This window comes from Thalassotalea coralli (genome assembly GCF_055786205.1).
In genome coordinates, this window is the sequence record NZ_JBVVBK010000004.1 from 477,511 (window position 1) to 494,595 (window position 17,085).

General features: G+C 42.3%; 2 protein-coding genes. Both read left to right on the plus strand.

Annotated features, from left to right (window positions below):
- Positions 1 to 71 precede the first annotated feature (71 nt).
- Positions 72 to 11,453, plus strand: coding sequence for a non-ribosomal peptide synthetase (locus ACOB80_RS13090; RefSeq protein WP_473166279.1), 11,382 nt, complete (start codon positions 72 to 74; stop codon positions 11,451 to 11,453).
- A partial coding sequence (locus ACOB80_RS13095; RefSeq protein ID WP_473166280.1) for a non-ribosomal peptide synthetase occupies positions 11,450 to 17,085 on the plus strand: 5,636 nt, incomplete at its 3' end. The genes ACOB80_RS13090 and ACOB80_RS13095, both read left to right, overlap by 4 nt.

A 17,085-nucleotide genomic window follows, 5' to 3' on the forward strand; every position in this document is an offset into this window, starting at 1 on the left:
GAAATAACGTCAACAATTACAAAATGAAAACCCCCAGAGTTACTCTTTTAACTCTGATAAAGGTGCGAATAATGAATATAGCTAAGTATATAAGAGAAGTAACTGCTAAGGGTATTAGACTATCGCAACAAGACGGTCAGCTTAAATTTAAAGCGCCAAAAGGCGCACTAACACCAGAGTTACGTGAGCAGCTCATTGAACATAAAGAAGCGATTGTCTCGTTTTTACAGCAGGCCGCACCGAAAAAAGCCATGCCTCCCATCATTAGGGTGAATGAAAATGATGTCTCTGATGAGGGGATTCCTTTGAGCTATTCGCAAGAGCGTTTGTGGTTTATCGACAAATTAGAAAGCAATAGTGCTGGCTATAATATTGCTGCCGCCGTCTCAATTGATGGCAAGTTAGACATTAAGATTTTGCAGCAAGCCTTTGATGTGATGATTCAACGTCATGAGAGTTTACGTACCGTATTCCCTAACAGAGCAGGACATGCTCGACAAGTTGTTCTAGAACGTATTGATTTTACCGTAGAGTCGCTTGATTTGAGTCATGAAATCAGCTCAGGTGATATAGATGAACGAATTGCTAAACTGGGCGAAATTGAAGCTTCAAAGCCTTTTGATTTAGCGCAAGGTCCGCTTATCAGAGCGAAAATGTTAACGCTAGCCAATAACAAACATGTGCTATTTTTGACCTTACATCACATCATCAGTGATGGCTGGTCAATGAGTATCATGATCAAAGAATTTAGCGAAATTATGGCGAGTTTACAGTGCGGTGAACAACCCAAGCTATCGCCGATCAAACTTAGGTATACAGATTACAGTTTATGGCAAAGAGAATTACTTGAACAAGAGCAAAATGAATTAATCAAGCCACAACTGGATTACTGGCAGAGAAAACTGGAAGGACTACCGGAAAGCCTAGATTTTCCGACTGATCACCCTAGACCAAGTTCGCAAGAATTGGCCGGTGATAGTGTCGTCTTTACCCTAGATAAGCAATTAACAACACAGTTGAAAAACGTAGCCGAAAGTACAGATTGCACTTTGTTTATGGTTTTATTGGCAGCTTATAATTTGCTGCTTTCAAGATATTCAGGCCAAGACGATATATGTGTGGGAACACCAATAGCTAATCGTCATCATGAAGGTACTGAAGATATTGTTGGCATGTTTGTTAACACAGTTGCGCTGCGCAATCAGTTCTCGAATGAAGACTCCTTTAACACTTTGTTATCCCAAGTAAAGGCAACGTGTTTAGAGGCATATGAAAATCAAGATACACCGTTTGAAAAAATCGTCGACATAGTACAGCCTCAACGAAGTATGGCAACAAATCCAATATTTCAGACCATGTTAGTGCTGCAAAATACGCCAAGAAAACAAGTAAATGGTAATATCAATATCTATCCGCTAAAGCGTCAGTTCAGTAAGTTTGATATTAGTATTCAGTTTGAAGAAGGCACTGACTTCATTGACGCTGAAATAGAATATCGAACATCACTGTTTAACAGAGATACAATTAACCGATTAGGGCAACATTTTATCCACCTTTGTCGTTCTATTGTGGCTGACCCTAATGCAAGTATTGGAACGCTTGCATTAATCGATAAAAATGAACGAAGTGATTTAATTAATGGCTTTAATCAAACTCAGGCAGCATACGCGTCAAATGCGTGTATTCATCACCTCTTTGACGAGCAGGTAAAAAATAACCCTAATCGTATCGCACTGACATTTGAAGACTGTTCATTAACGTATCAGCAACTTCATGAAAAGAGTGAGACGCTCGCGCTTTACCTGCAGTCGCTTGGCGTTAAACCTGACGTGCTAGTCGGATTGTGTATGGAGCGCTCAGTTGAAATGGTTGTTGGCATATTAGGTGTCTTAAAAGCCGGTGGTGCTTATGTCCCACTTGACCCAAAACTACCAACAGATCGATTTAATTTTATTGTTGAAGACAGTAAAACAAATATCGTGCTTACCCAAGAAAGGTTGAAATATTCGCTCAGAAAAGGACTGCCTATAGCCTCAGAGCTCGTGTCGCTTGACAATAATTGGGCTGATATCGAAGAACATGCAAACCTGCTATTGACGGCGCAACATTCAATATCCGAACAAGTAAGACCTCATCATTTGGCTTATGTAATTTACACCTCAGGCAGTACTGGGAAGCCAAAAGGTGTTGAGTGTATCCATCACGGCCTAACCAACAGGCTTGATTGGATGCAATCTGAATATCAAATGACGAGCGAAGATCGCGTACTACAGAAAACACCGTATAGTTTTGATGTGTCTGTGTGGGAGTTTTTATGGACGTTAGGATATGGCGGTCATTTGATTGTCGCCAAACCAGAAGGTCATAAAGACCCATTTTATTTACGTGATATTATTCAGCAACATCACGTTTCAATGTTGCATTTTGTCCCTTCAATGCTTGCCAATATGCAGGCTGCCGTTAGTTGGTCTGATTTGCCATCAGTTCGCAGTATTTTCTGTAGCGGAGAGGCGCTACCTAAACATTTGGTTGATGAATTTTTTAAACAAAATTCGCCAAATGCCAAACTTTACAATTTATATGGGCCGACTGAAGCATCCATTGACGTGACACATTGGACTTGTAAATCTGGCCATTTATCTCATCAAATTCCCATTGGCCGACCAATTAACAATACGCAAATATTCGTTTTGGATGAACAGTTTAATCCGGTTCCTATTGGCTTGGCTGGTGAGTTATATATTGCCGGTGATGGTTTGGCAAGAGGCTACTTAAATCGTGAAGATTTAACAGACGAGCGCTTCATCCCTAATCCGTTTGTTGATGAGTGCGATTATACCTCACAGCGGATGTACAAAAGTGGTGATTTAGTAAAGTGGTTGCCTGATGGCAACATTGAATATTTGGGCCGAATAGACACACAAGTAAAAATTAGAGGTTTTAGAATTGAGACGGGTGAAATTGAAAGCCAATTGAACTTGTTCCCTGACATAAAAGACAGTGTTGTTGTCGCTCAAGGCCAAGAAAGTGATAAAAAGCTCATTGCTTACTATGTTGCAAAAGAATCGACGAGTGATTCAACCGTTGACTTGTCTGTTGATGCATTAAAAACCTTTCTTCATCAATCTTTACCGGAATACATGGTGCCCGTTGCTTTTGTAAGTATTAATGCCATTCCACTCAGTCCTAACGGTAAAGTTGATCGCAAAGCACTAAAGACAATTGAAGTATCGCTATCGTCGACTCATGCCTATGTTGCCCCTGTCAGTGTTAATGAAAAACAGCTCGTTGCTATCTGGTCGCAGGTTCTCAATCTAGATCCTGAAAAAATCGGTGTGAAAGATAACTTTTTTGAATTAGGTGGAGATTCGATCAAGTCGATTCAGATCGTGTCTAAAGCGATTGAACAACACCTTTATTTTGACGTACGTGACATGTTCAATCACCAAAGTATTCAAGAGCTACTTCACAATTGCGATGTAACTAAAACTCGGGAAACTATCAAAGAAGAAGGGGTATTAGTAGGGCAAGTGCCTTTAGGCCCGATGCAAGCGCACTTTTTTGAACACGTAAAGACAGATAGGCATCATTTTAATCAGTCTGTTTTGCTTGATTTGCATATTAAATTATCTAATGCCGATTTAGTGGATATCGTCGCGCAGCTAACACACCAGCACGATGTGCTGAGAATGCAATTTATAAAAAACAACGATGAGTGGCAGCAGCATTATTTAGGCCAGCTAGAGGATAGTGCTGAAAAATTAGGAATACATCGCGTTAATATTTCATCAGTGGATGAGTCTGATGTGGCACGTTATGTAGAGCATGTGTGTAGTGACTTTCAAGCATCTTTAGATATCACCAATGGCCCAATGATGCGCTGGGTTTACTTCGAACATGCTGACAAAGCCCAAGAACAATTGGCTATTATTGTACATCATCTACTAATTGACGGTGTCTCTTGGCGTGTTTTGATGGAAGATTTCAATCGACTGATTGAACGGCACCTGAATGATTTACCACTTCAGTTAGCAGCAAAGAGAAGTTCTTACCGAAACTGGGTGAACAGCCTATATGACTATAAAAATACGGAGCAAGGACAGCAAGACTTAGATTTTTGGTTAACTCATGCCGAAAATACTAATAGTGATTTACTTGAACAATTATCCGAAGGCGGTAAGCGTGTAACCAGTGCCGACATCGAGACAGTTTCGATCTCATTATCCAAAGAGAACACTGAGATTTTAATGAATCAATCGCACCAAGCTTATGGTACGGATATTAACGATTTACTCCTGAGCGCAGTTGCGATCAGTTATGCTCAAGCGACCGGTAATACGAGGTTAACCCTAGAACTAGAAGGTCATGGTCGAGAGCAGATTGATGAAAAAATTGATATTACCCAAACGCTTGGTTGGTTCACTAGCGCTTATCCAGTTACCATCGAACTTTCATCTAATGGCGACTTGGGTCAAAGCATAAAAGACGTTAAAACGGCTTTACGTCAAATACCGAATAAAGGAATTGGTTTCTCAATATTTCGCTATGTTGATCGTGTAGAGGCAATCAGCAATATGCCGTCCCCTGAAGTAATGTTTAATTTTCTGGGTGACTTTAACACACAAATGGCATCGGGAAGTGAACAGTATTTTGGTTTAAGTTCACAAAGTAGCGGTCAGCAAATATCGGCTAATCGAGAGTTAAACCACCTAGTAACGATTACTGGGTTAGTTGCTCATGAACAAATGAGTTTTTCGTTTAGCTATCCTAAATCTTGGAGAAAATTACCCGTCGGTCAGTGGCAATCTTGTTTCAAAAATGTACTTGAAAGCTTAATAGCGCATTGTGGTTCTTCAACAAGAAAGGGCTACACTACAACAGATTTTCCTTTATTGTCGTTATCTTCCTCTCAATTAGACGAGGTTATTACGCATGTAGAAAATGAGCGAGAAATTAGTCTCGATAATATCCAAGACATCTACCCGCTAACGCCACTGCAGTCTGGTTTATTATTTGAAACCTTGTATGCCCGAACAGATGATAACAAGGGGATGTATTTAACTCAGTCGGCAATAGGTATTAATGGTCAAACAAATATAGATATGCTGAGACGGGCTTGGCATATAGTCGTTAATCATTTTGACGCGTTACGAATGCAAGTGTTTAATCAAGAGTCACTTAGTCTGGATACCGGAGTTCAGCTTATCCTGAAGCAACTAGCCCCAGATATTAAAGAGTATGACTGGACAGATAAAGCTGACAGTGATTTAAAACAAGCGTGCGAGTCCTGGATGCGCAACAGTAAAAAATCAGGGATCAGCTTTGACCAAGGACCATTGTTTAGGATGAGTCTTTTCCAAGGAAAGGCTTCTAGTTATCTTCTTTTTGAACATCACCATATTATGTTAGACGGATGGTCCCAAGGGATCGTACTGACCACGTTATTTAAAGTCTATCAAGCGTTGAACAACCAGCAAGAGTATCAATTGCCTGAATCTCCCTCTTTTAGTGCTTACGTGGGGGATCTCGTGTCGCGAGATCAGGCGTTAGAAGCTTCTTTTTGGCAAGACTATTTGCGTGAACATGAAGAAAAAACGCCATTGCCCATGAATGGGCTAGCGTCATTTGAAGCAGAAAAAACTGGAGTTTCGCCGACGGAGTCTCATGAGAAATACCGTATGAGTTTCTCTGTTGAAACATCAAAAAAACTAGATCAGCTGTGTAAGGCACATCGTTTCACCATGAACACTGCGTTACAGTTTTTGTGGGGGGCACTACTGCATCTTCATAGTGGAAACAACACTGTTACGTTTGGTAGCGTAAGTTCAGGAAGAACTGGATTGCAACACATAAAACACAGTAATCAAATTGTGGGCCTATGTATTAATACGACACCAACGTGTATCAAATTTAGTGAAGAGCTTAGCTTACTTGAACAACTAAAAAGTATGCAAAAGCGCGAGTCAGATAAACTCAATTATGAGACATCACCGCTCATTAATATACAAGAGGTCGTCGGTAGCAAAAACAAGGATGAGTTTTTTGAGACCATTTTCGTTTTCGAAAACTATCCCGTAGACAAAGTTGCTGACGCTGATAGCTTACTTAATGATTATATTGGTAATGAAGCACCAAACTATCCGTTGGCAATAGCAACAGCTTTTCACGACTCGCTCTCTGTCAACTTTATGTATGATACCCAATATTATCACCGTGAAACGATTGGGCAGATGGGGGCTCAGCTTGAGCGTATTGTGCTTCAATTACTGGAACATGTTGATGGCACAGTCAGTGAACTAAGCTTGATCTCTCCTGAAGAGAAACAAACATTGTTTTTCGACTTTAATAACACCGATGTTGTTTATCCAAAAGGTAAACTTATGCATCAGTTATTTATCGAACAAATGAGTAAAACCCCAGAAAATGTTGCAGTAGCAGACAGTGAAGGCGACATCACATATAGAGATCTCTATTTACAGTCTGTTGCATTGAGCGAGCGAATTGATCGAGAGCAATTGGCAAATGAAACGCTAGTTGCGGTGTGTTTACCAAAGGGACGTTATCAAGTTATTGCGACCTTGGCGATAATGATGTCAGGTTCGGCCTACTTACCTTTAGATACAAGTTGGCCTGCAGAGCGCTGCAATCAAATATTGGAACAGGCTGGCGTGAAATTAGTGATACGAGGCAATGACGCGTTGTGCGAATTTACGCAAAATGTGCCTCAGGTATCGGTATCTCAAGAAATTGAACCGAATGTAAATGCCATTGAGCATGCTATGGCATTTACTTACAAGCAACGGCCTGAAGATCTGGCTTATGTTATTTTTACATCAGGCTCAACCGGCAAGCCTAAAGGCGTTGCGATTGAACATCACTCTGCGGTAAATACGTTATACGATATTAACGATCGTTACACCGTAACCGCTAACGATAGTGTGCTTGCAGTCTCGGCACTAAGCTTTGACCTGTCTGTTTACGATATTTTCGGTTTATTAGCCGTCGGTGGAAAAATTGTATATCCAAACGACAATTTGCAAAAAGATCCGGCACATTGGCAGCAATTGGTTAAAAAACACAAGATAACCATTTGGGACACTGTACCTGCATCTGCAGAACTATTGGTGAATGAGTTTGAAGTTAATCAAGAACAAGAGTCATCAATTCGCGTTGTGATGATGAGTGGTGATTGGATTCAACCTTCATTACCTAGTCGAATTAAACAGTGTTTCACGCATGCTAAGGTGTTCAGCCTAGGGGGCGCAACTGAGGGGTCCATATGGTCGATTACCTACCCAATTACCGAAGACACTAGCCGACTAAAAAGTGTTCCTTATGGTAAGCCAATGAATAATCAAAAGTTCTATATTTTAAATGATAATTTAGAGCCTTGTCCGATTGGTGTCGCCGGAGAATTACACATAGGCGGTGTCGGGGTAGCTCGTTGTTATTACAACGATATACAGCGTACAGCAGACCGATTTATCACTCACCCTGAGCTTAACGAAAGGCTGTATAAAACCGGAGATCTGGGGCGCTATTTGCCAGACGGTAATATCGAATTTATAGGGCGTATTGATCATCAGGTGAAAATTCGTGGGTATCGCATAGAAATGGGTGAAATTGAGTCTCAATTGAATCAATACCCTGGTATTAAAGAGTGTGTCGTTGTTGCACAAGGGAGTGGCACCTCTAAGAGATTGGTTGCTTGCTATGTAGAGAAGGGCTCAGTTGAACAGCATGAGGAAGCTTGTGTTGTTCAGGATGAACTTAAAGCGTATTTAAAACAAGGACTACCTGAATATATGGTGCCTGCCGCTTTTGTTTGCCTTGAAGCGTTCCCTTTAACCTCAAACGGAAAGCTTGATCGCAATGCACTAGAGCAACTTGAAATTAATATAGATTCGGGCAATAGCTATGTCGCACCAAGGAATGCTATCGAAGCCTTACTAGTGGCTATTTGGGCTGATGCATTGAAGCTTGATGCGTCAAGTATAGGCGTAAATGACAATTTCTTTGAGTTAGGCGGTCACTCGCTGCTAGCCACGCAAGTATTTTCAAAAATACGCAATGAATTTGATACGGAACTACCATTGAGGGCTATTTTTGAACACACTACCGTTGCAGAGTTTGCTCCATTGCTCACCGATAATTCAGGAGATACTGTCTCACCTATATTGCCAGTGAGCAGAGTTAATGAAGATGGACGTGCACTCAAATCATTTCCATTGAGTTATGCTCAAGAGCGTTTGTGGTTTATTGACCAGTTAGAGCCTGACAGCGCAAATTACAACATTCCGTTTGCAGTAACGATAAAAGATGATCTCAATGTAGAGCAGTTAACTTCGGCATTAAACTTAGTGATAGAACGCCACGAAAGTCTACGGTCAATTTTCTTGAGCGACGAAGGCAAGGCACAACAAGTTATTCTTGAACATGTAGCGTTATCGATTGATTTTGTTGATTTGTCAGTGCGGTCAGATGAAGATATCGAGCGTGAAGTTCAGCACTTATGTAAGCAAGAGGCCGTCACACCATTTGATTTATCCAAAGGGCCACTTATTCGTGGCAAGTTGATTAGAAAAGGTGAGCAAACCCACATTTTTATACTGACGATGCATCACATAATCAGTGATGGCTGGTCAATGGGGGTTTTAGTTAAAGAACTTGCCGAGATTATGGATTGCTTGCAATTAGGTCGAGATATCACGCTACCTGAGGTGCCAATTCAATATGCAGATTATAGCGTTTGGCAGAGAAAACGACTCGATGAACAGGGCGTGCTTGAGCAACAACTCAATTATTGGAAAGGCAAACTATCGGGTGTTGCTGAATCCCTGCCTGTGCCGACAGACTTTGTTCGTACTAAAGTTCAGGATTATCACGGTGCTAAATACAACTTTGTAATAGATAATCCATTAACAGAGCGATTAATAAACCTCTCTGAACGTAACGGCAGTACCTTATTTATGACCTTGCTGGCATCGTTTAAAGCGCTAATGTTGCGATATACCGATCAAGAAGATATTTGTATTGGTAGTCCCATTGCTAATCGCCATTACGGAGATACAGAAAGTTTAATTGGTATGTTTGTAAACACTTTAGCGCTCAGAGATAACGTTAAGAAATCTTTTTCATTTTCAGAGCTTTTATTACAAGTTAAACAAACATGCCTAGACGCATACGAACATCAAGATACACCTTTCGAAAAAGTCGTTGATGCGGTGCAACCTGAGCGAAATTCGGCAATTAGTCCGTTGTTTCAACATATGTTCGTTTTACAAAATACGCCGATTGAAGAAACAGAGCGTAACATTGAAGCATTTGCCTTAGAGAGTGATATCAGTAAATTCGAACTGACATTAACCTTTACACAAACAGAAGCTGGTTTAAGTGGTTCTCTAGAATATCGAACTTCCTTATTTAAACCTGAAACCATCGAGAGAATGGCTCATCACTTTACTCAAATTTGCAAAACAATTTGCGAGAAAGAACAGACAAAATTATGTGATTTAACTTTTGTTAGTGATGAAGAAAAACATACTTTAATTCAATCCTTTAACGATACTAGGCTTGCTTACCCATCGGACAAAAGCATTCATGAGGTATTTAAAGAAAAAGTGGATGTTCACCCAGATAAAGTGGCGGTGGAATTTGAGGGACAATCTTTAACATATGCGCAATTGGACCAACGTAGTGAAGACCTGGCGCTATATCTTCAATCAATTGGCGTCGTAAAAGGTAGGTTAGTGGGTTTATGCTGTCAGCGTTCTTTAGAAACCATAGTTGGTTTATTAGGCATTCTTAAAGCGGGTGCCGCCTATGTTCCATTTGATCCTGAGTATCCGTCGGAACGACTGGCTTACATGATAGAAGACTCTCAAGTGGACGTGATCTTAGCTCATGAAGTATTTGAAGAGACGTTATTGGCTGTGTCTACCAAGGCGATATCCATTGTGAAGCTGGATACGCAATGGACAAATATCACCGAAGTAGCTGAAATGATGAAAGTGAATCAACTTGGATTAAAACCTTCAATTTCGTCTAATGAATTGGCTTACGTCGTCTATACTTCTGGTTCGACGGGGCAGCCAAAAGGCGTCATGGTTGAGCATCGTTCTGTTAATAGACTAGTGATCAACAACAAGTTTTTGGATATTGTTGCCACTGATACGTTTTTACAGTTCGCATCTTTGTCGTTTGATGCAGCAACCTTCGAAATATGGGGCGCATTGCTCAATGGCGCGAAATTAAGTATCGCACCAAATGGCGTTGATGCGACTGGACGCTTGGCTGAGCTCATTAAATCTTGTGATATTAGTGTACTTTGGCTGACTTCAGGGCTATTTCAATCCCTTGTTAATGAAGATGCCAAGCAGTTTGCAACCTTGAGAGCCTTATTATCTGGTGGTGATGTTGTCCCAATTGAGTCGGTAAATACCTTGATGGAAGCCTGTCCAAATACTCAATTTATCAATGGTTACGGACCAACCGAAAATACGACATTTACTGCGTGTTTTCAGGTATCAGAAAAAATCAGTTATCAGGAACGTTCGTTATCTATTGGCAGCCCAATAGCCAATACACAAGTATTCATATTGGATGAGAATAATAATGTGCAACCTATAGGTGTAGCTGGAGAGCTTTGTATCGCAGGCGATGGACTGGCAAGGGGCTACTTAAATAGACAAGATTTGACTGATGAAAAATTCATAGACAACCCATTTGAGCCTAACAGCAAGATGTATAAGAGTGGTGATTTAGCTTGTTGGCGCGCTGATGGTACGCTCGAATTTTTAGGTCGCATTGACCATCAGGTTAAAATTCGAGGTTTCCGAATTGAAACGGAAGAAATCGAAACGACATTAAACAAGCTTCAAACCGTTAAAGAGAGTGCGATAGTTGCTCAAGGGAAAGGGGCAAATAAACGCTTGGTGTGCTTTTATGTGGCTACTCAGAGCAACCCTTCAACAAACGATAACGCTCAATCGAGTATCTTGTCGGCTTATTTGACGCAAACTTTACCTCAATACATGGTACCTGCTGCATTCGTATTGGTAGATTCAATACCGCTTAATGCAAATGGCAAAATTGATCGTAAAAAACTCGCGGCCATTGATGTAGAAGTACAGTCGACTCAACAATATATTGCACCACGTGACGAAGCAGAGGAGCGACTTGTTGCTATATGGGCGGAAGTACTGTCCCTACCAATAGAAAATATTGGCGTAACGGATAACTTCTTCGCGTTAGGCGGACATTCATTGTTAGCAACACAAGTTGTGTCTAAGGTCTTAACCGAGTTCAACGTTGAAATTCCTTTGTCGTTAATGTTCCAAGCAGGTTCGATAGAAGGTATTGCTGAAATGATACAGGCCATTAAAGCTCAGCGGGATAGACCTATGTTCGACGGTTCAGTTAATGATATCGAATTAGAGGAAACCGAACTATGACCGTACTACCGCTGATTAACGAATTGCATGGCAAAGGCATTGGTTTAAGACAGGTTGATGGCAAACTCAAGTTGCAGGCGCCTAAGGGAGCATTAACTGAAGAGTTAAAGGAGAAAATAGTTAGCCGAAAATCAGACATTATTGCGTTCTTAAAGAGTGTTGAGACTAACGATAAACCAGTTTCTAAAATAACGGTGAGTGACAGGAATTCTGGAGCGGAAGATCAGAATGTCTTTCCAATGAGTTATGCCCAAGAACGCCTGTGGTTTATCGATCAACTAGAGCCTGATAGTAATAACTACAATATACCACTTGCCGTAACTATAAATAGTGAGTTTGATGTTGAGCACCTTAAGCTGGCTCTAAACCAAACTATCGCGCGTCATGAAGCTTTGCGTACGGTGTTCCACAGTGAAGAAGGCAACGCAAAACAAGTGGTTTTACCTCATCAAGCATTTGTGCTGACTGTGAATGACCTTACCCGTGCTGATAGCACAGTATCGCAGGAAGAAACCGCTAGGTCATTGTGTTTAGCTGAAGCTTCACGACCGTTCGATTTGACACAAGGGCCATTGATCCGTGGATTACTGCTCAAGTTGGCAGATGATAAGCACATTTTTGTCTTAACCATGCACCATATTATCAGTGATGGCTGGTCTATGGGGATACTGATACGTGAGATCAGTTTGTTGATGGAGGGAGCCAAACAAGGCGTAGCGGTTCAACTACCTGCGTTGCCTATTCAATATGCTGATTACAGTGTCTGGCAGCGTAAACGGCTAGATGAAGAAGGCATATTGCAAGAGCAGCTACACTATTGGCAGAATAAGCTCTCAGGCGTGCCTGAGCTACTGGAATTGGCGACAGATCACCCCAGAACTAGCAGCCAAGACTTTACGGGCGCTTGGCATCAATTTTCTCTTGATGCAAAGCTAACACGACAGCTAACCTTGCTTGCAGAGCAACAAGGTGCCACCTTATTCATGACGCTTTTAGCGGCATTTAAAGGATTGTTATATCGCTATACACAGCAAGAGGATATTTGCATTGGCAGTCCTATCGCCAACCGACAACATGGTGATACAGAAGGGCTGGTGGGGATGTTTGTTAACACCTTAGCTTTACGTGATATTGTTGATGGTGGTGCGTCGTTTACGGCGTTACTGTCACAAGTAAAGCAAACGTGTTTAGATGCGTATGAGCACCAAGACACCCCATTTGAAAAGATTGTCGATGCCGTGCAATCTGGTCGTAATATGGCGTTAAGTCCATTGTTTCAAGTGATGTTTGTCTTACAAAATGCACCAGCTGAAGCGACAGCAAGCCATATTGAACCTTATGTTTTAGACAGTGATATCAGTAAGTTCGACCTGACCTTGAGCTTTACACAAGATGACACTGGCCTATCAGGAACATTGGAATATAGAACGTCCTTGTATAAAGCCGATGCGATGGTGCGTATGGCAAAACACTTTACGGCCTTTTGTCAGGCATTAGTGGATAACCCATCCATGAGCCTTGATACGTTACCTTATCTAGGGGAAGCAGAAACACAGCAGCTACTCGTGGCCTTCAACCAAACGGAAGCGGATTACCCCAAAGATAAAGGGCTTCACGACCTGTTTAATGAACAAGTGGCGCGTACGCCTGAGAGAGCCGCGGTTGTCTATCAGGGACAATCATTGAGCTATCGAGAGCTGTTTGACAAAAGCACGATATTAGCACGGTATTTACAGTCACTGGGCGTTCAACCAGATAATATTGTGGCGTTGTGTGTAGAGCGTTCATTGTCCATGCCAGTGAGTGTGATGGGGACATTACAATCAGGCGGGGCTTACTTGCCACTTGAAGTGAGTTACCCAGATGATAGATTAACGTATATGTTGCAAGACAGTGGCGCTAAAGTATTGCTCACCCAAGCGAAATTTATGGAGCGACTAGCGCCCCTTACCTCATCAGGCACCCATATCGTTGCGATTGATAGTCAATGGCCAATGATAGTCTCACACGTAGAAGCATTACAGGAGCAGGGGGCATCTGACAGAGTAACAGTAGCACCGGATCATCTGGCTTATATCATGTATACCTCGGGCTCAACAGGGAAACCGAAAGGGGTGATGATTGAACACCAAGCGGCTGTAAGTACGGTAAACTGGTTTGTTGAGCACTTTTCAGTTAATGAACATTCACGATTGTGCCAGTTAACGGATTATACATTTGATCCGAGTGTAGAAGATATGTTTGGCGCTTGGTTAAGCGGAGCATGTTTGTATATACCGGATGCGGAAATGTTGTTAGATCAGCAAGCGTTACGTGATTATATTCAAGCGCATCAAATCACGGGATTAAACTTTGTACCAGGTATCCTAAGAGGCTTGTTGTGTGAAGGAGCGCCATTAACAAGCATTGAGTTTGTGATCTCAGGCGGTGAGAAGCTTGATGAGCGTGTGAAACACGAGATCCTCGAAAAGGGCTATAGGCTTTATAACAACTATGGACCGACCGAAACGACTATCGATGCGTTATCGGTGCAATGCAGTGACAAACCTGTGGTGATAGGGCAGCCGGTTGCCAATACGCAAGTGTATGTTTTAGATAAACATTTACAGCCCGTACCTATTGGCGTGGTGGGGGAATTACACATTGCTGGTGATGGATTAGCACGAGGCTATCTGAACCGAGAGGATTTGACGCAAGAAAAATTTATCGACAACCCATTTACCCAAGGCACTCGCTTGTATAAGAGTGGTGATTTAACGCGGTGGTTAGGAGATGGCACGGTTGAATACTTAGGGCGAATAGATACTCAGGTTAAAATTCGGGGTTTTAGAGTAGAGCTGGGTGAAATAGAAAGTCAATTAAATCAATGTGATGAGGTGAGAGATTGTGCCGTTGTGGTACAAGGTCATCAAGGCAGTGATCACTTGGTGGCTTTTTATGTACCAAGTCAAACAGTGCAATCACAAACAGAAGAGCTCACGCGTGAGACACTTAAAGCCGAGCTTACACAACAGTTACCTAAGCATATGGTGCCCTCGGCCTTTGTTGCGTTAGAAAGTATTCCACTGACGAGCAATGGCAAGGTTGATAGACGATTACTGGTGAGCAAGGAAGTGAGCTTAACGTCGAGTGAAACTTATGTGGCAGCACGTAATGCTGTGGAAGCTCAGTTAGTGGAGATATGGTCGTCTGTATTAGGGATACCCGCTGAGGAACTGGGCATATACGATAACTTTTTTGAACGTGGTGGCCACTCATTGCTCGCAACACAACTGTTTTCAAGGGTTAAGCAATATTTTGGGATCGATTTAGCTCTTCGTACCATTTTCGAAAAATCGAATATTGCAGATTTTGCTGCACTCATTGAGACAGGCAGCGTAAAAGCTATCACAGAAATAAAGGCGCTACCGCGATTTGATGCTGTTGGCGAGCCGATAAAAACATTTCCAATGAGTTATGCGCAAGAGCGGCTGTGGTTTATTGATCAACTAGAGCCTGATAGTAATAATTACAATTTACCTGAAGCGGTGACCATTAATGGCGAGTTTGATGTTGAGCACCTTAAGCTGGCACTAAACCAAACTATCGCGCGTCATGAAGCCTTGCGTACGGTGTTCCACAATGAAGAAGGCAGCGCAAAACAAGTGGTTTTACCTCATCAAGCGTTTGTGCTGACTGTGAATGACCTGACCCGCGCTGATAGCACCATATCGATGGAAGAAACCGCTAGGTCATTGTGTTTAGCTGAAGCTTCACGGCCGTTCGATTTGACACAAGGGCCATTGATCCGTGGATTATTGCTCAAGTTGGCAGATGATAAGCACATTTTTGTCTTAACCATGCACCATATTATCAGTGATGGCTGGTCTATGGGGATATTGATACGTGAGATCAGTTTGTTGATGGAGGGAGCCAAGCAAGGCGCAGCGGTTCAACTCCCTGCGTTGCCTATTCAATATGCTGACTACAGTGTCTGGCAGCGTAAACGGCTAGATGAAGAAGGCATATTACAAGAGCAGCTACACTATTGGCAGAATAAGCTCTCAGGCGTTCCTGAGCTACTGGAATTGGCGACAGATCACCCCAGAACTAGCAGCCAAGACTTTACGGGCGCTTGGCATCAATTTTCTCTTGATGCAAAGTTAACGCGACAGCTAACCTTGCTTGCAGAGCAACAAGGTGCCACCTTATTCATGACGCTTTTAGCAGCATTTAAAGGATTGTTATATCGCTATACACAGCAAGAGGATATTTGCATTGGCAGTCCTATCGCCAACCGACAACATGGTGATACAGAAGGGCTGGTGGGGATGTTTGTTAATACCTTAGCTTTACGTGATATTGTTGATGGTGGTGCGTCGTTTACGGCGTTACTGTCACAAGTAAAGCAAACGTGTTTAGATGCGTATGAGCACCAAGACACCCCATTTGAAAAGATTGTCGATGCCGTGCAATCTGGTCGTAATATGGCGTTAAGTCCATTATTTCAAGTGATGTTTGTCTTACAGAATGCACCAACTGAAGCGACGGCCAGTCATATTGAACCTTATGTTTTAGACGGTGATATCAGTAAGTTCGACCTGACCTTGAGCTTTACACAAGATGACACTGGCCTATCAGGAACATTGGAATATAGAACGTCCTTGTATAAAGCCGATACGATGGCGCGCATGGCAAAACACTTTACGGCCTTTTGTCAGGCACTAGTGGATAACCCATCCATGAGCCTTGATACGTTACCTTATCTAGGGGAAGCAGAAACACAGCAGCTACTCGTGGCCTTCAACCAAACGGAAGCGGATTACCCCAAAGATAAAGGGCTTCACGACCTGTTTAATGAACAAGTGGCGCGTACGCCTGAGAGAGCCGCGGTTGTCTATCAGGGACAATCATTGAGCTATCGAGAGCTGTTTGACAAAAGCACGATATTAGCACGGTATTTACAGTCACTGGGCGTTCAACCAGATAATATTGTGGCGTTGTGTGTAGAGCGTTCATTGTCCATGCCAGTGAGTGTGATGGGGACATTACAATCAGGCGGGGCATACTTGCCGCTTGAAGTGAGTTACCCGGATGATAGATTAACGTATATGTTGCAAGACAGTGGCGCTAAAGTATTGCTTACCCAAGCCAAATTTATGGAGCGACTAGCACCCCTTACCTCATCAGGCACCCATATCGTTGCGATTGATAGTCAATGGCCAATGATAGTCTCACACGTAGAAGCATTACAGGAGCAGGGGGCTCTTGAAAAAGTAACGGTAGCACCGGATCATCTGGCTTATATCATGTATACCTCGGGCTCAACGGGGAAACCGAAAGGGGTGATGATTGAACACCAAGCGGCTGTGAGTACGGTAAACTGGTTTGTTGAGCACTTTTCAGTTAATGAACATTCACGATTGTGCCAGTTAACGGATTATACATTCGATCCGAGTGTAGAAGATATGTTTGGCGCATGGTTAAGCGGAGCATGTTTGTATATACCGGATGCGGAATTGTTGCTAGATCAGCAAGCGTTACGTGATTATATTCAAGCGCATCAAATCACGGGATTAAACTTTGTACCAGGTATCCTAAGAGGCTTGTTGTGTGAAGGAGCGCCATTAACAAGCATTGAGTTTGTGATCTC

What these genes read in the sequence shown, in the direction of transcription:
- ACOB80_RS13090 (WP_473166279.1), top strand. Translation starts at nt 72, where the DNA reads ATGAATATAGCTAAGTATATAAGAGAAGTAACTGCTAAGGGTATTAGA.